We start from the raw sequence: 23,350 nt of genomic DNA, 5'->3' as shown, positions 1-23,350 counted from the left end.
TAATTTAATTTGTTGGCTACGGCCAATTTTTAGCACGGATTATTCGATGCGTAAATCGTTTAAAGTTTCACGATAAGCTTCTAAAAGTTTTATCTTTTTAATATAGCCCATGCATTTGTTGTTAGATATGTAATATAACTTGTTTATATTGCCATCACTAAACTTGGTCATAACTTCTTTAATAGAATCGATATGGTTGATTACCGTGGGTTGATAATTAATAATATCTTTTAAAGCTGTGGTTTGTATTAGTTGTGAATCAAAAATGTAATTTTTAAGCACGCTAAATTCGGCAATACCAACAAAGTTTCCGCTCAAATCTTCAACAGGAAAATCGAGCTGTTTGCTGTTTTTTATTTTTTTAACAACAATATCCAATGGATCAGTAATCACTAAGCTTTGGTATTGTGTAATTATGTATTGTTTTAAATCTAAAGCCGTTAGTACGTTTAAATCTTTATTCTCGGTAAAAACAATGCCTTGGTCAACTACTTCTTTAATATCCATCGGATAAACCTCAATTTGTTTAAAAATTGCAAAGCTGATGGATGAAACGATAAGCAATGGCACAATTAACCCATATCCTGAAGTGATTTCGGCAATTAAAAAAATACCGGTTAACGGTGCATGAAATAAGGCTGCTACCATACCAGACATGGCAACAATTGTAAAATTGGTAACCGGAATGTTGTTAGATAAACCCAAATATTCAAAAAACTTAGCCATTCCGTAGCCTAAATAGGAACCAACAAATAGGGCAGGAGCAAAATTACCTCCGTTACCACCGCTCCCTAAAGTTAAACCGGTAGCAATTGCTTTTACAAAACCTGCACCGATAATAAATAAGGTAAATACCCAAGCTTTGTCTTTAAAATCACTTAATATGGTATTATCTAACATATTTTCAGGGTTGGCAGACGCTAAAGTTTTTATGCTGTTGTACCCATCACCAAATAAAGTTGGAAATAAGAATATTAAAACTGCTAAAAGCGATGCCCCAATCATGGCTCGTTTATAAACACCATATTTTAAATTACCGGACCAATGCTCAACTTTGCGAAGCACACGCGCATGATACACTGATACAAAACCGATTACCACCCCGATAATAATATAATACGGCGTATTAGAAATATTGAAATTTAAATCGTCTGAAAAATGTAATAAAACATCCTCATTCATAATTAACTTGGCAACTAATGTTCCGGAAGCAGAAGCAATCATTAACGGAATAAAAGCAGTTATACTAACATCGGTTAAAATAATTTCTACCGCAAATAAAACTCCTGTTATAGGTGCATTAAACGCTGCAGAAATCCCGGCAGCAACCCCACAAGCTAATAGTAAAATACGATCTTTATAACTTAATTTATGATAGCGTGCAAAATTAGAACCAAATGCGGCTCCCATTAAAGCAATGGGCGATTCTAACCCGGCAGAACCTCCTAAACCAACGGTTAATGAGCTGGTCATAATTTGGCTGTACATTTGCTTTTTGGGTATAAAACCTGCCTTGTTAGCAATAGCAATTCGAATTTGTGCGGTTCCTTTTTGAATAGAACCTCCTAAAAGTTTTTGTACCACCCAAACCGTTAATAAAATACCTATTATTGGTAAAATACTGTTAGAATAGGGTAAATGTAAAATTGAATCTATATAATTAGCAAATCTTAATACATTGTGCGCAAAATATTTTAAAACAATTACGGCCAACGAAACAGAAATTGCTACAATAATGCTTGCACAATAAACAAATTGGCGGTCGGTTAAGTTTGTTTTACCCAGCATCATAACAACATCAGAAAGTTGAAAGATTTGTTTGCCAAATAAATAAACTTTGTTTTTAAAATTTTTAAACATCCTAAAAAAATATAAAGTAAGTATTCTTGTAAAATTAGAAAAGGTTTAGTGTAATAACTAAACCTTTTTAAAATTATTTTTTATCTGCTACAATTCGCTCTTCTCGATTGGCAATTTCCCAAGCAGTTGCAAAGGCCAATTGAGCTCTTTTTGCCATTACCTCGTAATCAATTTTTTCTGGCGTATCGGTTGGTTTGTGGTAATCTTCGTGAACGCCGTTAAAATAGAAAATACTTGGAATTCCATGTTTAGCAAAGTTGTAATGATCGGATCTGTAATAAATACGTTCCGGATCATTTTCTGCATTGTATTTATAATCTAAATGTAAATTGGTGTATTTCTGATTGGCTTGTTCGTTAACTTCATGCAGTTCAGTGCTTAAACGGTCAGAACCAATTACATAAATATAATCATCGTTTGTTTTTTGGTAGATGCTATCTCGGCGTCCAATCATATCAATATTAATGTTGGCTACGGTGTTTTCTAAGCGGGAACAATGGGTTTTCTGAATAAAAACGAGAACCATGTAAGCCATATTCTTCACCCGTAAAATGTAAAATTAAAATCGAACGTTTTGGTCCATTACCATCTTTTTTTGCCTGATTAAATGCTTTTGCAATTTCAACTAATGCAACGGTTCCAGATCCATCATCATCAGCACCATTATAAATTTCTTGGCCTTTGTAACCTACGTGGTCATAATGCGCACTAATAACCACAATTTCATCTTTATTGGTTGTGCCTTCAATAAACGTCCAAATGTTTTCAGAATCGGGTAACTTCGGGCCAAAACGACGTTTCATAAAATCTGAAGGAACTTCTTGATAAAATGAATCGGCACCAGTAGGATAGGTTAATCCGTTTTTTTGATGCTGTTCAATTAAATATCTTCCGGCTTTTTTTGCCCTTCGCTACCGGTATTTCTACCTTGCATCGAATCGCCAGCTACGATATACAAATGTTTTTTTAATTCTTCTGGTTTGATGCTTTTAACATAACGTTCGGCAACATCAATTTTTTTAGGTTGTGTAGGAGTTTGAGTAGTAGTAGCAACCTCAGGCGATTTACAGGCAAAAGCCGTTAACAACGCCAAAAAAGCAATAGGTTTTGTCATGATTCGTTTAGTTTTTGTGGTCTTTAAACAAATATATATTTTTTTCTTACAATTCACTACAATTTCTTTACGGTTTTGTAAGATTACAAATTGTAATGAAAGTTGTTTAAAATGAAACAAGTATTCTAAACTTTAATTATCTTTATCGGTTTATAATACCAAGTAAATTTGCTACGTAACAAACACAAATAACGCACTTGTTTGGGTTTACACATAAAATTCAATGAATCACGTTTTTTTTAAAAGAAGTAATACTTACATTTTTACAATTTTTGTAATGTGTTTTGTATTTGTTTCTTGTGCTACAAAAAAAACACAATTGGGTTTGTTAACTTCTATAGAAGCACCCGATTACGATTCAACTCAAGTACAACATCGCTTTTTTTTAGTTGGTGCTGCTGGCGATTTATCAACAGAAATTGCGCAACAAAACTTACAAGCTATTGTTAAACAATCCGATTCTGCAATAAAAAGTTCGCTGTTTTTTTTAGGAGATAATATTGCAAACTATAAGTTTGTTGCCATGCAAAGTCCGCCCGAAGCGCTTGATTTGCAAATTAAAACGGCTAAAGCTTTTCAGGGAAAAACCTATTTTATTTCTGGGAATTTAGATTGGTCCAATTATCGCAGTTTGGTAAATCAGGAAATTTATGTAAATCAGCAATATCACAAAAATTCGTATTACCCAACCAAAACTTGCGCTTTAGACGAATTGGTTTTGTCAGACAATTTGGTTGTTATTACTATAGATTCGCAATGGTTTTTGGCCAATTGGAACAAATACCCGGGCATTAATGACGATTGTTACATTAGAACGCGCGAAGAATTTTTTGATGCTTTTGAGAACTTAATTAACAAGTACCAAAATCATACGGTGTTGGTTGCTATGCATCATCCGCTGTTTTCTAACGCGCAGCATGGCGGTAAATATTCTTTTCACGATCATATTTTTCCTATAAAAAATATTCCGTTGCCCATTGTAGGTTCTTTTTATACCTATGTGCGTAAAGCTTCAGGAATCATTAATCAAGATCTTCAAAATAAAAAATACATCTCGTTAATCAATCGTATAAAAACAACCATTCAAAATCGTGAAAACGTTTTTGTGGTTGGCGGTCACGATCATTCTTTGCAGTACATTGAGAAAGAAGGAGTAAAACAAATTATTTCAGGCACCGGATCATACGGAATTGCTACCAATAATAAAGATTTAATTAGTTTTTCGTCTTCAAAAGTTGGTTATGCGGTTGTAGATGTTTTGCAAGGCGGTGAAGCTTGGTTGCATTTTTATCGTGCCGATTACGATCAGCCTATTTTTACACGTAAAATACTAGAAAACTTACCTACTTTTGAAGAAGAAGTTGAAGAAGATATTGAAGCAACTACGTTAGCAAGCATTTATTCGGAGCGCGAAACAACCAAATCTGATTTTTATCGCTTTTTGTGGGGCGATCATTATCGCCATTTGTATTCTATTCCTATAGAATATCCAAATTTAAACATGTTTAATTCTAAATACGGCCGTTTAATACCAACGTTAACGGGCCGTGGCAATCAAATTACTAATTTACATTTGGTAAATGAAGAAGGACAAGAATTTGTACTGAGCCCGCTTAAAAAAAACGCGTCAAAATTTTTACAAAAAGACGTTATTAAAGACAAAAATATTGAGAAACGATTAATAGGCACGTATGCCGAATCATTTGTAAACGATTTTTATACCACCGCGCATCCGTTTGCACCAACCATTTTAAATCATTTTGCCAATGCTATTGGTATTTATAGCACCAATCCGGTTATTTATTTTGTACCCAAACAACAAGGATTAGGTATTTACAATCAAGATTTTGGAAATGCCTTGTATTTGGTTGAAGAACGCGTAAACAATTCGGACGCAACAACCGATAATTACGATTCGTCCGAAGCTATTTACAGTACTTCGGACATGATGGAAAAATTACGTTTGGATTTTAAACATAAAGTTGATGCCAAATTGTATTTAAAAACGCGCTTGTTTGATATTTTAATTGGCGATTGGGACAGGAATGAAGAACATTGGCGTTGGGCTGAATTTCATAAACAAGATTCAATTATTTTCAAACCCATTCCGCGTAATCACGATCAAGCTTTCGCAAAAATAGATGGTGTTTTATTAGGCGTTTTGCGCAACATGCCTGCATTGCGCCATATGCAAAATTATTCTGAAAAGTTTGCGCATCCGCGTTGGATTAATAAAACCACATTTTCTATGGATGTGAAGTTTTTAACCGGAATTTCGGAGCAAGAATGGTTAGAAACGGTTGCTTACATTCAAGCTAAATTAACCGACGAAGTAATTAACGAAACTTTTGCGCAATTACCAGCTGAAGTTGTTGATGCAACTACAGATGAGATAAAAACTATTTTACAATACCGCCGCGATCATTTAGCTCGATATGTTTTAGAATTTAGAAATTACTTATCTAAAACCATTATTATTTCGGGCACCGATTTAAACGATCATTTTGAAATAGAACGTTTACCAAACGGCGATGTTAAAGTTACCATTTACGATGCCAGCCATTATTCTATTGTAAAAGTTAGTTCCGCTGTTTATTCTCATAAAATAACCGATGAAATTTGGATTTATGGATTGGATGAAGAAGATAAATTTCATGTATTTGGCGATGTAAAATCTAAAATTTTAATTCGTTTAATTGGCGGATTAGGAATGGATACGTACAATTCTGAAAACGGTTCTAAATTAAATGTTTACGATTTTCAAACCAATAAAAACGTTTTTGAATTAAATAAAAAAACACGCGTATTATTAAGTGATAATTACCGATTAAATTTATACGATTGGCGTAAAGCACCGATGCGTATTTTTACTATGGCACCGCAAGCCAATTTTAACCCCGACGACGGAACCATTATTGGGTTACAAGCCAATTATAAAATTGACAATTTTTTACAAAACCCGTTTGGTAGCCAACATAGCATTGGTGCTAAAGTAAGTACGTTAACCGGCGGAGTTAATATGTATTATTATGGTAGGTTTGCAAACCTTTCTAACGATTGGCGTTTTGAATTGTTTGCCAATTATTCAACGCCTAATTTTTCTCAAAACTTTTTCGGATTTGGTAACGAAACCGAAAATAACAGAGAAAGTTCAGTTAATTATTACCGCGTACGCATGCAGAATATTAAACTCGAGCCGGCGTATAAGTTATTTACTCCCGGTGGGGTTGTTTTTGGAGTTTCTACAGCGTTTGAATATATTAAGGTTGATAGAAATGCGAATCGATTTATAACGAGTTATTTCCCTGAAAATTACGATTTGTACAAAGGGCAATATTATGCGGTGCCAAAAATTACTTTTGATTTTGAAAATTATAATTTACCTCACAACCCAAGTTTAGGATTAGGATATAATTTAGAAATGGGCTGGTACGTAAACCTACAAAACGAAAGTAGAAACGTTCCGTTTTTACACACGCGTTTAAATTTTGACTTTCCGTTAAACCGAAGTCAAAAACTTATTTTAGCAACCTTATCTAAGGCTAAATTTACCTTTACCGATAATTTTGAGTTTTTTCAGGGTGCAAATTTAGGCGGGGATGATGATTTACGTGGTTTTAGACGTGAGCGTTTTAGCGGACAAAATTCCTTTTTACAATCAACTGATATTCGTTGGAATATTGGTACCATTGGTGAAACCATTGCACCTATGGAATTTGGAATTTATTTTGGTTACGATATTGGTAAGGTTTGGAAATATTCTGATCCGTCAAAAAAATGGCATTCTTCGTACGGTACCGGCATTTGGTTAAGCATTTTTGATGCCTTAACCGGACATGTTGCTTATTTTAAAGGAAGTGATGGTGGCCGTGTAACCGGTGGAATTGGTTTTAGATTTTAAGATAAAATACTAAAAATAGAGCATAAAAAAAAGCAACTCAATGAGTTGCTTTTTTTTGCACGGGTGGAGGGATTCGAACCCCCATCAACGGTTTTGGAGACCGCTATTCTACCCTTGAACTACACCCGTTTCAAATGTGATGCAAATATACGGTTAGTTTTAAAATACGCAAAGATTTCTTACATTTTTTTGTAAAAAATATTCAACCATATAATTCGCGCTAATTTGTAGTTTATTGTTGAAAGTGCAAAAGCTATAAATAGAATGATAATAAACATATTCATGAAGCTTATGTTGAATAATAAGCCCAAAACAAAAACTGCAATCATTTCGGCACAAGTTAAGCCATAGCTAATATACATAGCTCCGAAAAAAAAGCCCGTTTCTCTTTCGTAAACATAACCACATTTCGAACAACTTTTGTTCATTACCGGCATCTTTAATATAAAAGGATTTCCGTTAGTTTTAAACATTTTTTCTTGTTCACAATTCGGACAACACCCGCTTATTACTTTTGATAAAAAAGACATAATTTTTATTTTTTACAAATTTAGGATAAATTATACAAATGACTACTTATATTAATGTAACTTTTAGTTGTACGAATAAGACATTACAATTTAACTTACAAAATAAGTACTATAATTTAACAAATTATTTATATTTGAGAAACTAACCTTTACTAACTTTTTAATGAATACTTCTTCCGTTTCAGGTTTCTCTCAATTTGTAGATTTTTTAAATGCTATTATTTGGTCAGACGTTTTTATCGTTCTGTGTATTGGTACGGGCTTGTACTTTAGTTTTGTTACTAAGTTTTTACAAGTACGTTATTTAAAAGACATGGTTAAACTTTTGTTTACCGAAGGATCTAATGATAAAGGTGTTTCTCCGTTTCAAGCCTTTTCTATTGCAATTGCGGGTCGGGTAGGAACAGGTAATATTGCAGGGGTTGCTACAGCCATTGCTATGGGTGGGCCTGGAGCTGTATTTTGGATGTGGATGATTGCTTTTTTAGGAGCTTCTACAGCCTTTATAGAAGCAACTTTAGGACAGATTTATAAAGTGAATGTAGAAGGAGAATACCGTGGTGGTCCCGCATATTACATAGAAAAAGGATTAGATAAAAAATGGTTTGCGTGGATTTTTGCAATTGTAACTATTGTTGGATGCTTGTTATTTTTACCTGGTGTACAAAGTAATAGTATTGCCGATGGTTTGTACAATGCATTTCATATTGAACATTTAAACACTGGGGTTTTAGTTGCCGGTTTATTGGCTTTGGTTGTTTTTGGAGGCGCCAAACGTATTGGACGCGTTTCTGAAATTGTGGTTCCTTTTATGGCAGGTGCCTATATTTTAATGGCTGTAGTAATTATTGTTTTGAATATAGGAGATGTACCTAAGGTTTTTAAATTGATTATTAGTTCAGCATTATCTTTTGATGCAACTTTTGGTGCAATTGTAGGAAGTGCCATTTCATGGGGAGTAAAACGTGGTATTTATTCTAACGAAGCCGGGCAAGGAACTGCTCCTCACGCAGCAGCAGCAGCAGCAACTACACATCCTGTAAAGCAAGGTTTGGTACAATCTTTCTCGGTTTATATTGATACGTTATTTGTTTGTTCTGCAACGGCATTTATTATTTTATTTACCCAAAAATATAATGTAGTCGATTCTGTAAATAGTACCGAAAGCGATTCTACTTATTTAGTTGAATATTTACCAGGAGTGCAAGCAGGGGCAGCTTATACCCAACATGCTGTTTCGGTTTATTTTCCTACAATAGGAAGCGAATTTATTGCTATTGCCTTATTTCTTTTCGCTTTTACAACCGCAATGGCTTATTATTTTATTGCAGAATCTAACTATTACTACTTATCAAAATATAAAAAAAATGTGTATTTGTTATGGACCATGCGTTTTGCTTTTTTAGCCAGTGTAATTTACGGAGCAGTATCTGACGGCGGAAGTGCATGGAAAATAGGAGATATTGGAGTAGGTGTTATGGCATGGTTAAACATTATTGCTATTTTATTATTGCGTAAACCAGCGCTTATAGCCTTAAAAGATTATCAAGAACAAAGATCACAAGGAATTAATCCCGTTTTTAATCCAGAAAAATTAGGAATTAAAAACACTACCGAATGGCAGGAAGACGATAAAAAATAGATTTTACTTTATTTTTATTCCAGATTTAAAAAAAAGATAAAAAATATTATACGCCCTAAATATTGGCTATCAGTTAATTAAAAAATAAACGTAAAAAAAGTATAAAAAAAACTTTGCGAAGCCTTGTAAAACAAGAAAAACGTTCTATATTTGCACTCGCAATACGTAAGTAAATACACAGAAAGATTGCAAAGTATTGGAGAAATGGCAGAGTGGTCGATTGCGGCAGTCTTGAAAACTGTTGACTGTAACAGGTCCGGGGGTTCGAATCCCTCTTTCTCCGCAAGGAAAAAGTCATAACGGCAAAATTAAAATTTATTGAAACAACTTGTTTTTAACAAGTAAGACCAAGGAGAAATGGCAGAGTGGTCGATTGCGGCAGTCTTGAAAACTGTTGACTGTAACAGGTCCGGGGGTTCGAATCCCTCTTTCTCCGCAAAACATAAGTTTTTAATGGCGAGGTAGCTCAGTTGGTTAGAGCGCAGGATTCATAACCCTGAGGTCACGGGTTCAACTCCCGTCTTCGCTACGGTAAAAATCCCATCTAAATTTTAGATGGGATTTTTTTATTCTACTAAATCTTCATTTATTTCTTCGTGATCGTCTTCGTTATCACTGATGCTCCAATAGTTGTTTTCTTCATCTTCAGAACCTATTTCTTCTTGCTGATTGTCGTAATCCGATCCAGGTACATCTAAGCCCATTTCCATGTCGTAATCGTCTAAATTCTCATCATAAACAGGTTCTCCATTTTCATCTAAACGAATGTGCTTTTCATGAGCAAAAATATCTTCATTTGGTGCATAATCCATTTCTCTTAATTGCTCGTTTTGTTGCTCGTACTTTTGTTTATCCGTGTTTTTTTTATTTGCCATAGTAGTTTTTATAAGATGATCTGTTTTATTAATATAACCTAAATCTGATATTTTTAGTATGCAAAAAAAAATAACCGTTAAAAACGGTTATTTATTGGGCTATATATTATTCTGTAAAGGCTTGTTTTTTTGAGGTTAAAAAATCCATCAAATCAAAAACATTATCTTTCGCTATTACGGCATTTATATTCGGATCGGTTTCACAAAAAGCAATAAAATCGAGCACCTGATCTTCTTCTAACTTTAATTGATCTCTAAAAAAATATTTATCACAATGTTTAAAAACAAAACTTCTAAATGAAATTTGAGGTTGTTTTTTGGTTGATTTAAAAAGATTAAATATTTCTTTACCAATACGCGATAAATCAACGCCATTTTCTATACTACCATTGTAAACCAATCTGTTTTTGGGCGACGATTGTAAATCATCAACATATTGCTTATCAATAATAGCTTGTATTTCTTTTCTTGAACTTTTGTTTTGATTTTTATGTACCACAACTTCATCTAATTCTGTTGCTTTTTGATCAAGAATTATTTCTACAACATTCGGCGCTAAATCTAATTCTTCAACAATAAACTTTTGTGCTTCGTACTTCGTTAGATGAAAAACTAACGTATCATTTGGTTGTGCTTCAATGCTAAAAAAACCTTTACTATTTGTAGTCGTGTTGCTTTTGTTAGATAGGTTTACAACTTCAACTTTTTTAAGTAATAAGCCGTTATCTACCACAATTCCAGAAACCGTGCTTGGTTTTTGAGCCCAAGTTAGCTGTGTTATTAATAAGGTGATGAATAAAAATCGAATCATAAATAGTTACTTTAATTCTACATTTCTGATAGGTTTAATTACTACGGCAATAATAATTACGGTTAAAATGGTCATAGTTCCACCAAAAACAATGGCTGGTACCAAACCTAAAAATGTTGCTGCAATACCGCTTTCTAAAGCGCCTAATTCGTTAGATGAACTAACAAAAATTGAGTTTACAGACGAAACGCGCCCTTTTAATTTTTCTGGAGTTTTAATTTGTAAAATACTTTGTCTGATAACCATTGAAACGGCATCAAATGCACCGCCCAACATTAAAATTGCAAAACAAAGATAAACGTTGCGGGTAAGGCCAAAACAAATAATGCAAACACCAAATAACGCAACAGCACCTAATAACTTAGGGCCAACGTTACCATTTAATAACGGAAGAGCTGATAAGCAAATCATCATAATTAATGATCCAATTCCGTGAGCCGAACGTAAAAAACCAAAAGTTTCGGGTCCTTGATTTAAAACTTTTTCTACAAAAGCAGGTAATAATGATTCGGCACCGCCAAAAAATACCGCTAACATATCTAAACTTAAAACCGCTAATATAATAGGCGTTGCCCAAATAAATTTTAACCCTTCTTTTATTCGCTTCATGGGTGATTCGGTTAAATCAGCTTCGGTATTATCTGGTGGTTTAGGAGCAATTAATAATATCATTACCATAGAAACGCACATAATCGCAAATGCGGTCATCAATGTAATTTCTATACCAAATTGTGCTAATATTACTCCACCAGCTAATGGACCCAAAACAGAACCAATCATAAAGGCAGAAGATGAAATAGGAATGGCTTTGGTATAATTTTCTTTTTTTACAACCAATGATAATAAGGCAAATAAAGAAGGACCACTAAACGCACGAGTTAAACCTAACATAAAAAACGCAAAATAACATATGCTTAAATAGGTAGTTGTGCTAACTGAGTTTTTAACAGATTCTAAATTAACGTACATTAAAATAAACGATGTTGCCATAAAACAGCTAATGCAGATTACTAAAATTTTTCGTTTATCTAATTTGTCAACCAATTGACCGGCGTAAAATGCCGTGAATAAAATAGGAACAAATTCAAAAAGGCCAATTAAGCCCAAATAAATTTCTTGTTGGGTTACTCTAAAAATTTCGTAAGCAACAGAAGTACTTTGTATAAAAAGTGCAAAAATTAAAGAAAAGCGTAGAAATACGAAAGGGATAAACTCTTTATTTGTCCATAAATTCGGGGCAGAAGGTTGCGTTTGCATCACAATAGTTTTTGAGTTAAATGTACATTCTTTTTAACTATAAAAACAAGTAATTCGAGCTTATCCCTTTAAAGAATTATACAGTTTGGCCTTTTATATGTCTTTTTACAAAACGATATACCGACATTTCTGAAGTTTCAAAAACGGCAGCTATTTTTTTATAAGTAAAATTTTGAGCCAACATGTTCACAACAAGTTTTTTGTCTTTTATTTTAATAGTTCCGGTGTCGGTATAGCAAACAGGCGAAGGTTTAATATTATTTATAAGATTAATTTCACTTTGTGTAGCAAATTTTAAATTGCTAATGTGTGAATTTTCTGGATCGCCATCTACCTGAATTACCTTTGGCATTTCTTTAAAGTTGGTATATTCATGATCACCAAAAACATACATTACTAATCTAGAAACCAAACAACCACCGTACGGAGTTAAATCGTACATGTAATAATATTTGTTTGGTGTTTTACCATTAGTTCTAACTTTTGATAAAAATTTATTCGATTTTTCGCTATAACAACGGCCATCTTCGTACAAAAAATAACCTTTTACAAAATCTATTTCTTTACGTTTTTCTTTGCTGTTTTTGTTAGCAAAAATTTCATTACTTTTTTTTGTCATATTATGAGGGCAATTTAAAACAACAAAATAAAACTTACAGGGCGGGGGTTTAAGTTTTAATTTGCTTTATTTCATTATTAAAAACTTTATTTCAATTAGAATATAAATTTGGGGTTCTAATTTTATAAGGTATATAACAAAAATAAAAAACTACAGGAAACCAAAACTTATAATTATTATAAAGTTATCTTAATGAAAGAGTTAAAATAAAAAAAACTCCGTTAAGGAGTTTTTTTTATTTTAAAAAGTCTTTGTCTTCAAATTCAGGATTTGGATAGGTATAAAAACCTTGTCCGGTGTTAATACCCAACTTGTTGGTATCAATAAAATTTGATTTTAAAAATGCAACTACTTTTTCTTTTTCCGGGTTATTAGCTGCTGCCATTAAATTGATGTTGTATGCAGTAGTTATACCAACCAAATCTAAAATACCACATGGGCCAACTGGAGCTCCTGTTGCAGCCATCCAAGTTTTATCAATGGTTTTATAATCTGCAATGTCATTAACTAATAAATAAGTTGCTGCATCTAACAACGGAACCAATAATGTATTTAATATATAACCGGGCTGTTCTTTATGCAGGGGTAAAGTAATCATGCCAATTTGCTTAGCAAATGCAACTACAGCTTTAAAAACTTCTGGATCTGTACCCGAATGACCCATAATTTCAGCCGTATTATGAATCCAAATTTCATTTGCAAAATGTAAGGCTAAAAACTTTTCTGGTCTGCCTGTGTACGAAGCAAACTGACTAGGTAGTAAGGTGGATGAATTGGTTGCAAAAATTGTTTTTTCGGGTGCTACTTTTCCGGCGTTTTGATAAAAATCAATTTTAATTTTCGGATTTTCCGGAATAGCTTCAATTAACAAATCAGCAGTTGCTAAAGCTTCACTAAGGTTAGATGAGTAAGTTAATCTGCTTTGCGTTTCGGCCAATTGCTTATCGGTAGCATGAATGTCTTTTTTATAAGCTGCGCTTAAGTTGCTAAACTTGCTTTTTGCTTGTTCTAAAACTGCATCGTTTATATCGTAAACTACAACGTTAAAACCTTTAAAAGCGGTTTGAAATGCTATTTGATAACCCAAAACGCCACTGCCAGCAACCGTAATATTTTTAAAACTCATGAATCTATTTTTGAATATAAACCAAAAAGTCATTAAAATAGTATGTTTTTTATAAAAAATGATATAAAATAATGCGAACTAAAGGCTTGATTAACTCTTTTTTTATAGGATTAAGATATTTTTTCTGAATTATTACATTAATAATGTTAAATGATTTTAAAATAATGTAATTTGTTTTTTTGGGCAGATAATATCGAGTAGCTTTGTTACACCAAATGTTTATGTATGTATCAAAAAACGACGTCTTATATTAGACAAGAAATTACACAAACCTATAAAAACTTTAGAAGCAAATATCCCATTTTAAAACACCAAAATGCCATTGGGTTTTCCATTTTTGCTTTATCCGTTATTTTTAGTGCAACCATTAGTGTTTTATGGTTAAACAATATGGTGTCAACCTGGTTGTTGGTTGTGGTTAATGCTTTTTTGTTTGGCGTTTTACACGAATTAGAGCACGATTTAATACATTATATGTATTTTAAAAACAATAAAATTGTACACAATTTGTTGCTTTTGTTTGTTTGGCTTTTACGACCATTAACTTTAAATCCGTGGTTTAGACGTACGTTGCATTTTCATCATCATCGTTTTTCAGGAACGTTGCATGATATTGAAGAACGCGGAGTAACCAATGGAGAAAAATGGGGAATTATTCGTTTTTTATTTACTCCAGATTTGGTTTTAGGTAATTTAATTCGCGTGCGTAAATTATTTGCCGATATAAAACAAGAAGTTGCAAACGGCAATTTAAAAATAGAAGTTGCACATAAAATAAAACAAGCTGGTGTTTTTGGTTTAATTCCGATTACTATTGTATCGCATCTTATTTTATATCTGTTTTCTATTCAATTAATATTAAACTTTTTAGATGTTAATTTTGGTTTAGGTATTTACTTGCCAGAGCAGTTAACTAGCTTATTAACGTATTTAAGTCCGTTAATTTATATTATTTTAATTCCAAACTTATTGCGTCAGTTTTGTTTGCATTTGGTCACATCAAACTTGCATTATTTTGGCGATGTAGAAAAAGGAAATGTGGTAGAACAAACACAAGTTATTAATGTTTGGTGGACTTTTCCGTTACAATTTTTCTGTTTCTTTTTTGGTTGGACCCATGCCATTCATCATTTTGTAGTAAACGAAACTTTTTATGTAAGGCATTTAACCCGAAAAAAAGCACACCAAATTATGCGTGCAAGCGGTGTTCGTTTTAACGATTTAGCTTCTATTAAAAGAGCCAATCGTTTTCATAAAGATTCTAAAATATAACAAATAAAAAAAATCGACCATATGGTCGATTTTTTTTATTTGTTTAAGATGCGTCTAATATCGTTAACTTGAGATAGGTATTCGTAAATGTTTTCGGCTTCCGAATTTTCTATCATTTCACGCATTTTCTGAATTTGTTTCTCGTACGTGTCAATCGCTTTAAGCAAGTTTTCACGGTTCTGAATAAAAATTGGCGTCCACATAGCGGGCGAACTTTTAGCTAACCTTACGGTTGATTCAAATCCAGATCCGGCCATATCAAAAATATTTTTCTCATCTTTTTCAATCTCTAAAACCGTTTGGCCTAATGCAAACGATGTAATGTGCGATAAATGCGAAACGTAAGCAATATGTTCGTCATGCGCTTCAGCGCTCATAGTAATTACATTAGTCCATAAGTTTTGGTATATTTTACGAACCAAGTTTACTGCCTTTTCACTGCTTAAATGCGCATCACAAATAATAGAAACTTTGTTTAAAAATAATTCAGCAAATGCAGCTTTTGGCCCCGAATTTTCGGTTCCGGCAATAGGGTGGGTAGCCACAAAGTTTTTTCTGTTTGGGTGGTTTTTAACCACCGCACAAATTCCTGCTTTGGTAGATCCCATATCCATAACATACGTTTCTAACGGAATATAATCTAATATTTGCGGTAGCACAACTTGTGCTGCATTAATCGGAATAGCTAAAATTACCAAATCGCTTTGTAAAACGGCAGGTTTTAGTTCCTTAATTTCATCTACAATACCAAGCGCTAAAGCTTCTTGGCAGTGCTCTGGGTTGGTATCAACCCCAATAATTTTTTCGGCTAAACCAGTTCTTTTTAATCCTAAAGCAAAAGAACCACCTATTAACCCTAAACCTATAATTGTAACTGTTTTCATTTTTGTAATTACGTGAAAAAAATACTTGTAAAAAGTATAAATATGTATGAAGCAAATATAATAAGAACGCTCGTGGCAATTCAATATTTATGCTTCAAAAAAATCAACAACGTTTTTTTATAAAAAAACGATAAAATGTACTTTAGTTAAAAATAAAATAGGCAAAAACACGTTACAATTAAGCAAGTAATTTTTTACATGTTTTTTATAGCAGCTCTCATTTTATGAAACAAAACCTTTTTTTAGTCGGATTAGTAGCACCTTTTCTTTTTACTTCGTGTATTAAAGATGAAGAATTAGATACGGATGCTGATATTGTTGAAGCTTATATTCCTGTTCAATATTTAAAAACAGATCCAATCATCACCAATACATCGGTAGAATTTCGTGTTAAATCTAATGTTGATTTAACGCAACAAGCGCCGTTGTTTGAAATATCGCCTAACGCAACTATTGACCCGCCCAACGGAACGGTTCGTGATTATACCACGTCTCAAATTTCTGTGGTAACGGCGCAAGATAATCGTTGGAAAAAAATATATACCATTAGTTTTAATGTAGACGAGCTTAGTACCGCTTATTTGTTTGATCATGCCGAGCTAACAGATAAAGACCGTTATTATCGTTTTTATACTATTGGAGGAAATGGAGATAAAGTTTACGATTGGGCCAGTGGAAATTCAGGTTATGTAACCGTTGCCGGTAATAAAACGCCTTTTGAGTATCCAACAACCGTTGCCGAAGGCCGTGCGGGTGGTTTTGCTGCTAAAATGCAAACCGTTTACACCAGTAGTTTTGCAGCTGCAACCGGTAACCCAATTGCAGCCGGAAACTTATTTTTAGGTAGTTTTAAAACCAATTTATTCAATACCTTAAAATCTACTAAATTCGGATTGCCTTATTCAGGTGATTTACCTAAATCGGTGCGCTTGTATTATAAATACACAGCCGGATCTGAAGTTCGTGACCAAGATTTTAGAATTGTTCCTGGTGCAGTAGATACGTTTGACGTTTATGCTATTCTTTTTGAATCTCGTGCTAAAGATAATTTTCAGTACGGCGATCACGATTTTAAAGATTCTAGAAACGTTGCTGTAGCTCGTATTCCTGACGAACTTAGAATACCAACAACCGAATGGCGTGAAGTAGAATTTCCTTTTGAAATGGTAAATGGCAAAACATTTGATCCAACAAAAGAATATGTTTTGGCTATTGTTATGTCGTCTAGTATTGATGGAGCTCATTTTACGGGTGCTATTGGAAGTACGTTAATTGTTGATGAATTGGAATTGATTTATAACTAAGGGAACATGAAAAATAAATATATCGTATTATTCAGCTTTTTTGCACTTTTAGGTTTTGCACCACAGATTTTTGCTCAAACGACTGAAGAAGAACCGCAAAAAACAAAAAACTTTTTTAATACCAATACCGAATATCGCGTAAAAGCTCAATTTAGTATTGGTGGTGCTTCGCCTTTGGGCTTACCTGCACAAATTAGAAAGGTAGAAAGTTATAATCCTACTTTACAATTAGGTTTAGGGCTAGATGCAACCAAATGGTTTACAGACAGCCAAAAGTTAGGTTTACGAATCGGATTAGCTTTTGAGGGCCGCGGTATGAAAACCAATGCACGCGTTAAAAATTATTACACGCAGATTGAAGATGACACCGGCGCGCAAACCAAAGGTTATTTTACGGGCCGCGTTGTTACAGAAATGAACAATTCGTACATTACTTTTCCGGTTTCTTTAGTTTGGAATGCAACGCCAAAATGGAATTTTTATGCTGGTATGTATTTTTCAGGTTTAATAGATCGTAATTTTAAAGGGCATATTTACGATGGTAATTTTAGAGAAGGTACCCCGGTTGGTGAACTAACCGTTTTTGAAGGAACCGCTCGCGGAATTTATGATTTTTCTGATGATTTAGCTCGCTTTCAGTTTGGAAATCAGTTGGGTGCAGAGTTTGAAGTAAATAAAAGTTTGCGTATTTTTGCCGATGTAACCATGGCTAATAATCAGGTTTTTAAGCATGATTTTGAAGCAATTTCTTTTAAAATGTATAATATTTACGGCAATATTGGTTTTGCTTACGTATTTTTATAAATTGCACATTTAAAATAAAATAGCAAATGCAAAATAATTTTATATTTTTTTAAATAAAACATACATATGTTTTAAAAAAAAGTGTATATTTGCAATGTAAAACTTGTTATTTACATTTAACGTTTCATAAAAATTTAACGGAATACATCCTTTCTTAGTTTTAAAATACTTCAGATTCAATCTTTATATTTCTCTATAAAAGTTTTGTTACCCTTAAGCTTTATATTTAATCGATAGTGCTTTAATTTATTGCAAATCATTCGTCATTCTTTTAGATTTTTAATGGAATAGTAATATAACATTCTAAACTCTAAACTATGGCAGACTCATTTTCAAAAAAAGAATTCAATAAAAAAAAGGCAAAGAAAAAAGCTGATAAATTAAATAAGCGTGAAGACCGAAAAGTAAATAATAACAAGGGAAAAAGCCTTGAAGAAATGTTTATTTATGTGGATGCTAACGGAAATTTAACCGAAACGCCACCACATTTACAAGCAGAAGTCAAGGAAGAGATTAAGCTTAACCCGAATGAAATATTTGAAGGTAGAGTAAGTTATTTTTCAGATAAGGGTTACGGTTTTATTATTGAAAACAATTCGAAAGAAGATATTTTCTTTCATTATTTGAACTTAGTTGAACCAGTTGCAAAAAATGACAAGGTAACATTTACCAAACAAGATACTCCTAAAGGTTTTAGGGCTATAAACATAAAAAAAATAATTTAAATTTAATACAATGCAAGAAGGTACAGTAAAGTTCTTTAATGAGTCAAAAGGTTTCGGATTCATTACACAATCTAACGGAGAAGAAATTTTCGTTCACGTTACAGGTTTAGTTGATAGAGTTCGTGAAAATGACGAAGTTACTTTTGACGTAGAAAAAGGTAAAAAAGGTTTAAACGCTACAAACGTTAGAGTAAAATAATACTTTTGGATACATTAGAAATTTATTTCTAAAAAAACAAAAAAGCCATAACTTATTTATGGCTTTTTATATTTAATACAATACGTTCATAAAATCATCTAAAGTAATTGCTCCAAAATAATGTGTAATATTTACATTTTTTAAAGTTGCTTTTAATTCCTCACGATCGTATTTTTTATTTCGTAACATATTCTCAATATCGCTCACTTCTCCAATACCAAAAAAATCGCCATAAATTTTTATATCTTCAATCATTCCTTGTTTTAAATTTAAATGAATGTCGATTACACCGCTCGGAAAACGTTTAGAAAAAATACTGCTTGAAATAGGCGATTTGCCGTAATTCCAATCCCAGTTGGCATATCTGTTTTCTCGAATTTCATAAATTTTCTTCCAATCTTCATCGGTTAAATGATATTCAGGAATTTGATTTATAGCTGAGGTTTTAAATATAGAAGTTAATATTTTTTGTTTAAATTCAGAAATTGTAATTGTTTCAGATAAAAATTCAGAAATATTTGCTACACGACTACGAACCGATTTCATTCCTTTAGATTCTATTTTGTCTTTGCGTACTTTTAATGCATTAACAACTTCATCTATATCGCTATTAAACAATAAGGTTCCGTGTGTGAAAATTTTGCCCATAGTGGCAAATTGTGCATTGCCACTAATTTTTTTGTCGTTTATTAAAATATCGTTTCTGCCTTTAACTTCGGCTTCAATGCCCATTTCGGCTAAAGCTTCGACAATTGGATTTAAAAACTTTTTAAAATCTGAAAAGCTTTTTCCGTCATTTTCGGTGATAAAACTGAAGTTTAGGTTTCCTTCATCATGATAAACGGCTCCACCACCAGATAAGCGACGTACAACTTGAATGTTGTTGTCGGCAACGTAATTGGTGTTAATCTCTTCAATCGTATTTTGGTTTTTACCAATTATTATTGATGGTTTGTTGATGTAAAATAGTAAAATAGGAGGATTTGCTGGTAAATAACGTACCGCAAATTCTTCAATTGCTAAATTAATACTCGGATCTGTTATTCCTTGATTGTCAATAAATACCATAATTTATTTTTTTGCTTTTAAACCCGTTTCGGTTACTAATAATGAAAGCACTAAGGCAACTGCAGTACCAATTAACCAAAACCAAATGGATTGATTAAAATGCTGAATAGGTTCTGCAATATTGGCAATTTTATTACCCAATAGTACCGCAAATAATGGACCTAACGCTGTGGTAACACCGAAAGTTATGAAATTTTGTACACCAGTTGCACTACCTTTTACAGAATCAGGATTTACTTCTTTAATGATTGAATAAGGAATCATGGCTACGCCAGAAAATACTCCAAATATAAATACGGTAGCTTTTATGTTTATCGCATCTTGCAAGTACATTAATTGTAATAACATAATTATCATACCTAGGCAACCTGCTATAAGTACCGGACGTCTTTTTCCTATTTTATCTGCTAAATATCCCATAAGCGGGCATCCAATTACCCAACCTAATGCTGCCATTGATGCATTTAAAACGGCGCTGTGCTTATCCATTTGTAAATCGTTTTCAAAAAAAGCTACTGCCCATGTCATGAAAAATATTGTAGTAGGAGCAAATAAAAGCCCTGAAATGATGCCGCACAACCAAGAATCTTTATTAGAAAATACAATTTTAAATGGCTTTAAAAACGAAGTTTGTTTTTCTGTTTCTCTTTCTTCAGCATTATTTTTAGGAATAAGTAAAAGCATGGCAATGGCTGGAATAATACAATAAATACCTGATTGAATCCAGAATGATTTAAAATCTAATCCGCTTTCTAGTATTGGTCCCGCAGCAAATTGACCGGCTGCACCTCCGAGCATTCCGATGCATTGGGTAAAACCAATGGCAGTTGCTAAATGTTTAGAGCTAAAACCTTTGGCAATTAAGTAAACACAGCCCGGAAAGGCAAATGCACTACCAGCACCTTGTAATAAACGACCAACGGTTCCGGAAAATTCAGAAGACAGAACAAATAAAATACAGCCAATTCCTAAAATAAAAGAACCTGCGAACATAGAATATTTGGCTCCAAATTTATCTAAACAAATTCCGGCAACTAAGGCACAAACGGAGTATGTTATATAATAGGTGCCAACTAAGTTTACAACTCCTTTTTTATCTATAGACCAAAGGTTCGCCAATTCGCCAAACATTAACGACGGGGCTGATCTTGTTACATAATCTATAAAATAAAAAATTAAGCCTAAAATCCAGGCGATAATGAATAAATATTGTGTGTTTTTTTGTCTGGTACTTTGTTGTACGTTTTGCATAATATTGTTTTGTATTAAAAAATCTGTTGGCCTTTGCTAAAATGATTTTGAATAGGAGCCATTCTTGCAACGGCTTCGGCCGAGCAACTTGTCTCATATAATCCAAAACTTGCTGTATCTCCAACTTTTGGCCAAGCAACTTGTCCTTTATCGTTTAAAGGCGTTACGTGGTTTGTAGCAATTTTTAAACAACGAGATAAACCAAACTCATCGTTTAATCCGTAAGATTCTGCCATTACATTAGCCTTTTGTAACATGTTTGCTAAACCAAATGGTTGCCAGTGATCGGTAACGCTATCGGTTCCTGAAGTCACATGAACGCCTTTTTGTAATAATAAAGGAATTGGCATAACCAAATAACCAATTGGAACGGTAGAAATAATACCAATGCCTGCCTGTGCTAATTCCTCAGCAACACGTTCGGTAGTTTTAACATCTAAAGTTCCTAAAACATACGAATGGCTTACAAACGTTTTGTTTTTAAGGGCTGGGTTTTGATTTACTTGCTTAATTAAATATTCAATAGTTTTTAAACCTAAAGCTCCGGTTTCATGCAAGTGCATATCAATTCCTTTGTTGTTGTCTAATGCCATTTGTATGGTAACATCCATTACTTTTTCTAAATTTCCATCAATGGTTGTCGGATCTAATCCACCAATAAAATCAATATCCATTTTAGCAGCTTCTTGCATTAATGCAAGCGAATCGGTATAATATAAACCGTGCTGCGGAAAAGCTACAATTTCAAAATCCATTGTGCTTTTTCTGTTTTCAATTACTTTTTGAGTAAGTGCTAAACGATCTAATTTTGATGTAGGTTCTATATTACAATGCACGCGTAAAATTGGTTCCGTGGCTTTGTTGTAAATCTAAAATTTTATTGGCGCGAAATTCGGTTTCTGGAAATATTTCAGGCAATAACTTTTGTTCAAAAGCAATCATGTCTTGAACTGTTTGGTTGCGTTTAGAGCGCGCTTTCCAAGCGCCACCGTAATAGGTTTTATCTAAATGGATATGCATGTCTTGCATGGGCGGTAAGGCTAATTTACCTTTTGCATCAAAGGCATCAGCTTGCGCCGGTTCTTGATGAATTTTAACTATTTTTCCGTCTTGAATATCTAAAGTAAATAAATCGGTTTTAGTTGCTGTAACTTCAACATCATCTTGTAAAAAACTAGTCTCTAAACGAACATTTTTTATTTGTTTTGTTGCTAAATTTTGATTCATATTTATGTTATTTATTTGATGAGGAATATATTATAATACAACGTTTGGGTTGCTTTTATGTTGTGATTTTTGCAAGCAAAAAAAAAGCCAAAGTTCCATAAACTTTGGTTTTTTTTTATTTTTTTAACAAATATCGAATTACGGTTTCGGCGGTATGTAAACCGAATAAACCGGGCATCCAAGAGTTGGTTCCGAAAAACGATTTTTTAAAGTTAGATCCATCTGTCATTTTCAAACTGCTTTCGTCTGGTTTTTCCATAGAAAAAACAGCTTTAACCCCAGATGAAATGCCTTCTTTTTTTAAACGTTTTCTAATGGTTTTTGCCAATGGGCAAACTTCGGTTTTACTAATGTCTTTTACCACAACTTTGCTAGCTAAAACTTTACCACCAGCACCCATGTTAGAAATTACTTTAATACCTCGGTGTTTAGCACCTTTAATTAAATTTATTTTTGGCGAAATGCTATCAATACAATCTAATACATAATCAAAATCTGTAGTAGCAATTTCGTACGCACGTTCAGGGCTTAAAAATTCGTTAATGCGTGTTAAGTTGAGTTCCGGATTAATATCCATTAATCGGTCGCCTACAATATCAATTTTATTTTTACCTACGGTTGAATGTAAAGCTGGTAATTGACGATTGATATTGGTAATATCTACCGTATCTCCATCTACAATGGTTATATTACCCACGCCAGCGCGCGCAATAAATTCGGCTGCGAATGATCCTACGCCGCCCATACCCACAATTAGTACGTTTGAGTTTTTAAGTTTCTCTAAACCTTCTGCTTTAAATAATAATTCGGCTCTTTCTAACCACTCTGCCATTTTAATAATATTTTGTAATGCTTGTGCCGATCGAAAAATCGGTTTTAAA

General features: G+C 33.2%; 20 protein-coding genes, 4 tRNA genes and 1 pseudogene. 10 read left to right on the top strand and 15 right to left on the bottom strand.

What is annotated here, in order from left to right:
* Positions 1-39: 39 nt before the first annotated feature.
* Positions 40-1,860, bottom strand: a complete 1,821-nt coding sequence (locus K5I29_RS06440) for a chloride channel protein (protein ID WP_264435073.1) — start codon at positions 1,858-1,860, stop codon at positions 40-42.
* Between the two features lie 73 nt (positions 1,861-1,933).
* Positions 1,934-2,974: pseudogene (locus K5I29_RS06435) on the bottom strand (M28 family metallopeptidase).
* 223 nt (positions 2,975-3,197) lie between these two features.
* On the opposite strand from K5I29_RS06435, the gene K5I29_RS06430 reads away from it, so the two are divergent.
* Positions 3,198-6,875, top strand: a complete 3,678-nt coding sequence (locus tag K5I29_RS06430; RefSeq protein WP_264435072.1) for a ShlB/FhaC/HecB family hemolysin secretion/activation protein — start codon at positions 3,198-3,200, stop codon at positions 6,873-6,875.
* A gap of 58 nt (positions 6,876-6,933) precedes the next feature.
* On the opposite strand, the gene K5I29_RS06425 is transcribed toward K5I29_RS06430, so the two are convergent.
* Positions 6,934-7,004: transfer RNA gene (locus tag K5I29_RS06425), tRNA-Trp, on the bottom strand.
* Between the two features lie 50 nt (positions 7,005-7,054).
* The gene (locus K5I29_RS06420) at positions 7,055-7,303 is read right to left on the bottom strand and encodes a DUF983 domain-containing protein (RefSeq protein WP_264435071.1); all 249 of its coding nucleotides are present in this window, start codon (positions 7,301-7,303) and stop codon (positions 7,055-7,057) included.
* Positions 7,304-7,568: 265 nt separating this feature from the next.
* Between K5I29_RS06420 and K5I29_RS06415 the strand changes: the two genes are divergently transcribed.
* The 4 genes from K5I29_RS06415 to K5I29_RS06400 all read left to right on the top strand — a co-directional run bounded on the left by K5I29_RS06415 (position 7,569) and on the right by K5I29_RS06400 (position 9,576).
* The gene (locus K5I29_RS06415) at positions 7,569-9,047 is read left to right on the top strand and encodes an alanine/glycine:cation symporter family protein (protein WP_264435070.1); all 1,479 of its coding nucleotides are present in this window, start codon (positions 7,569-7,571) and stop codon (positions 9,045-9,047) included.
* A gap of 198 nt (positions 9,048-9,245) precedes the next feature.
* Positions 9,246-9,330 (top strand) — tRNA-Ser (locus tag K5I29_RS06410).
* Between the two features lie 68 nt (positions 9,331-9,398).
* Positions 9,399-9,483, top strand: a tRNA-Ser gene (locus K5I29_RS06405).
* 19 nt (positions 9,484-9,502) lie between these two features.
* Positions 9,503-9,576 (top strand) — tRNA-Met (locus K5I29_RS06400).
* Between the two features lie 37 nt (positions 9,577-9,613).
* On the opposite strand, the gene K5I29_RS06395 is transcribed toward K5I29_RS06400, so the two are convergent.
* The 5 genes from K5I29_RS06395 to K5I29_RS06375 all read right to left on the bottom strand — a co-directional run bounded on the left by K5I29_RS06395 (position 9,614) and on the right by K5I29_RS06375 (position 13,735).
* Positions 9,614-9,922 carry a hypothetical protein gene (locus K5I29_RS06395; protein ID WP_264435069.1) on the bottom strand — a complete coding sequence of 103 codons (309 nt, stop codon included), beginning with the start codon at positions 9,920-9,922 and terminating at the stop codon, positions 9,614-9,616.
* A 106-nt stretch (positions 9,923-10,028) separates the two neighbouring features.
* Positions 10,029-10,733, bottom strand: a complete 705-nt coding sequence (locus tag K5I29_RS06390) for a carboxypeptidase-like regulatory domain-containing protein (protein ID WP_264435068.1) — start codon at positions 10,731-10,733, stop codon at positions 10,029-10,031.
* Between the two features lie 6 nt (positions 10,734-10,739).
* A complete protein-coding gene (locus K5I29_RS06385) occupies positions 10,740-11,990 on the bottom strand; it encodes an MFS transporter (protein ID WP_264435172.1) in 1,251 nt (416 codons plus the stop codon).
* Between the two features lie 76 nt (positions 11,991-12,066).
* Complete coding sequence (locus K5I29_RS06380) at positions 12,067-12,609, bottom strand: helix-turn-helix domain-containing protein (protein WP_264435066.1); 543 nt, start codon at positions 12,607-12,609, stop codon at positions 12,067-12,069.
* Between the two features lie 235 nt (positions 12,610-12,844).
* The gene (locus K5I29_RS06375; RefSeq protein ID WP_264435065.1) at positions 12,845-13,735 is read right to left on the bottom strand and encodes a 3-hydroxyacyl-CoA dehydrogenase; all 891 of its coding nucleotides are present in this window, start codon (positions 13,733-13,735) and stop codon (positions 12,845-12,847) included.
* 225 nt (positions 13,736-13,960) lie between these two features.
* On the opposite strand from K5I29_RS06375, the gene K5I29_RS06370 reads away from it, so the two are divergent.
* Positions 13,961-15,007, top strand: a complete 1,047-nt coding sequence (locus K5I29_RS06370; protein WP_264435064.1) for a fatty acid desaturase — start codon at positions 13,961-13,963, stop codon at positions 15,005-15,007.
* A 35-nt stretch (positions 15,008-15,042) separates the two neighbouring features.
* On the opposite strand, the gene K5I29_RS06365 is transcribed toward K5I29_RS06370, so the two are convergent.
* On the bottom strand, positions 15,043-15,891 hold the full coding sequence (locus tag K5I29_RS06365) for a prephenate dehydrogenase (protein ID WP_264435063.1): 849 nt from the start codon (positions 15,889-15,891) through the stop codon (positions 15,043-15,045).
* A 224-nt stretch (positions 15,892-16,115) separates the two neighbouring features.
* Between K5I29_RS06365 and K5I29_RS06360 the strand changes: the two genes are divergently transcribed.
* From K5I29_RS06360 to K5I29_RS06345, 4 genes are all read left to right on the top strand, one after another.
* The gene (locus K5I29_RS06360) at positions 16,116-17,195 is read left to right on the top strand and encodes a PCMD domain-containing protein (RefSeq protein WP_264435062.1); all 1,080 of its coding nucleotides are present in this window, start codon (positions 16,116-16,118) and stop codon (positions 17,193-17,195) included.
* A gap of 6 nt (positions 17,196-17,201) precedes the next feature.
* The gene (locus K5I29_RS06355; protein ID WP_264435061.1) at positions 17,202-17,999 is read left to right on the top strand and encodes a PorT family protein; all 798 of its coding nucleotides are present in this window, start codon (positions 17,202-17,204) and stop codon (positions 17,997-17,999) included.
* 317 nt (positions 18,000-18,316) lie between these two features.
* Entirely contained in the window at positions 18,317-18,724 is a 408-nt protein-coding gene (locus K5I29_RS06350) for a cold-shock protein (RefSeq protein WP_264435059.1), read from the top strand.
* Between the two features lie 10 nt (positions 18,725-18,734).
* Positions 18,735-18,923 (top strand): cold-shock protein, encoded by a 189-nt coding sequence (locus K5I29_RS06345; protein WP_264435057.1) that lies wholly within the window; start codon positions 18,735-18,737, stop codon positions 18,921-18,923.
* A gap of 72 nt (positions 18,924-18,995) precedes the next feature.
* On the opposite strand, the gene K5I29_RS06340 is transcribed toward K5I29_RS06345, so the two are convergent.
* The 5 genes from K5I29_RS06340 to K5I29_RS06320 all read right to left on the bottom strand — a co-directional run bounded on the left by K5I29_RS06340 (position 18,996) and on the right by K5I29_RS06320 (position 23,301).
* Positions 18,996-19,991, bottom strand: a complete 996-nt coding sequence (locus K5I29_RS06340; protein WP_264435055.1) for a lipoate--protein ligase — start codon at positions 19,989-19,991, stop codon at positions 18,996-18,998.
* A 3-nt stretch (positions 19,992-19,994) separates the two neighbouring features.
* The gene (locus tag K5I29_RS06335; RefSeq protein WP_264435053.1) at positions 19,995-21,242 is read right to left on the bottom strand and encodes an MFS transporter; all 1,248 of its coding nucleotides are present in this window, start codon (positions 21,240-21,242) and stop codon (positions 19,995-19,997) included.
* 14 nt (positions 21,243-21,256) lie between these two features.
* Positions 21,257-22,078, bottom strand: a complete 822-nt coding sequence (locus K5I29_RS06330; RefSeq protein WP_264435052.1) for an amidohydrolase family protein — start codon at positions 22,076-22,078, stop codon at positions 21,257-21,259.
* Positions 22,068-22,469 carry an amidohydrolase family protein gene (locus tag K5I29_RS06325; protein WP_264435051.1) on the bottom strand — a complete coding sequence of 134 codons (402 nt, stop codon included), beginning with the start codon at positions 22,467-22,469 and terminating at the stop codon, positions 22,068-22,070. Before K5I29_RS06325 ends, K5I29_RS06330 begins: the two co-directional genes overlap by 11 nt.
* A 115-nt stretch (positions 22,470-22,584) precedes the next feature.
* The gene (locus K5I29_RS06320) at positions 22,585-23,301 is read right to left on the bottom strand and encodes a tRNA threonylcarbamoyladenosine dehydratase (RefSeq protein ID WP_264435050.1); all 717 of its coding nucleotides are present in this window, start codon (positions 23,299-23,301) and stop codon (positions 22,585-22,587) included.
* Positions 23,302-23,350: the final 49 nt, after the last annotated feature.

This window comes from Flavobacterium agricola (genome assembly GCF_025919725.1).
Lineage (GTDB): Bacteria > Bacteroidota > Bacteroidia > Flavobacteriales > Flavobacteriaceae > Flavobacterium > Flavobacterium agricola.
This window is presented reverse-complemented; position numbering and strand designations above follow the sequence as displayed.

Excerpts from the sequence above, each read along its gene's own strand:
- K5I29_RS06390 (WP_264435068.1), bottom strand. The coding sequence starts at position 10,733 with ATGATTCGATTTTTATTCATCACCTTATTAATAACACAGCTAACTTGG.
- K5I29_RS06415 (WP_264435070.1), top strand. The coding sequence starts at position 7,569 with ATGAATACTTCTTCCGTTTCAGGTTTCTCTCAATTTGTAGATTTTTTA.
- K5I29_RS06375 (WP_264435065.1), bottom strand. The coding sequence starts at position 13,735 with ATGAGTTTTAAAAATATTACGGTTGCTGGCAGTGGCGTTTTGGGTTAT.
- K5I29_RS06420 (WP_264435071.1), bottom strand. The coding sequence starts at position 7,303 with ATGAACAAAAGTTGTTCGAAATGTGGTTATGTTTACGAAAGAGAAACG.
- K5I29_RS06340 (WP_264435055.1), bottom strand. The coding sequence starts at position 19,991 with ATGGTATTTATTGACAATCAAGGAATAACAGATCCGAGTATTAATTTA.
- K5I29_RS06440 (WP_264435073.1), bottom strand. The coding sequence starts at position 1,860 with ATGTTTAAAAATTTTAAAAACAAAGTTTATTTATTTGGCAAACAAATC.
- K5I29_RS06395 (WP_264435069.1), bottom strand. The coding sequence starts at position 9,922 with ATGGCAAATAAAAAAAACACGGATAAACAAAAGTACGAGCAACAAAAC.
- K5I29_RS06345 (WP_264435057.1), top strand. The coding sequence starts at position 18,735 with ATGCAAGAAGGTACAGTAAAGTTCTTTAATGAGTCAAAAGGTTTCGGA.
- K5I29_RS06325 (WP_264435051.1), bottom strand. The coding sequence starts at position 22,469 with ATGAATCAAAATTTAGCAACAAAACAAATAAAAAATGTTCGTTTAGAG.
- K5I29_RS06320 (WP_264435050.1), bottom strand. The coding sequence starts at position 23,301 with ATGGCAGAGTGGTTAGAAAGAGCCGAATTATTATTTAAAGCAGAAGGT.
- K5I29_RS06365 (WP_264435063.1), bottom strand. The coding sequence starts at position 15,891 with ATGAAAACAGTTACAATTATAGGTTTAGGGTTAATAGGTGGTTCTTTT.
- K5I29_RS06360 (WP_264435062.1), top strand. The coding sequence starts at position 16,116 with ATGAAACAAAACCTTTTTTTAGTCGGATTAGTAGCACCTTTTCTTTTT.
- K5I29_RS06350 (WP_264435059.1), top strand. The coding sequence starts at position 18,317 with ATGGCAGACTCATTTTCAAAAAAAGAATTCAATAAAAAAAAGGCAAAG.
- K5I29_RS06370 (WP_264435064.1), top strand. The coding sequence starts at position 13,961 with ATGTATCAAAAAACGACGTCTTATATTAGACAAGAAATTACACAAACC.
- K5I29_RS06380 (WP_264435066.1), bottom strand. The coding sequence starts at position 12,609 with ATGACAAAAAAAAGTAATGAAATTTTTGCTAACAAAAACAGCAAAGAA.
- K5I29_RS06355 (WP_264435061.1), top strand. The coding sequence starts at position 17,202 with ATGAAAAATAAATATATCGTATTATTCAGCTTTTTTGCACTTTTAGGT.
- K5I29_RS06335 (WP_264435053.1), bottom strand. The coding sequence starts at position 21,242 with ATGCAAAACGTACAACAAAGTACCAGACAAAAAAACACACAATATTTA.
- K5I29_RS06430 (WP_264435072.1), top strand. The coding sequence starts at position 3,198 with ATGAATCACGTTTTTTTTAAAAGAAGTAATACTTACATTTTTACAATT.
- K5I29_RS06385 (WP_264435172.1), bottom strand. The coding sequence starts at position 11,990 with ATGCAAACGCAACCTTCTGCCCCGAATTTATGGACAAATAAAGAGTTT.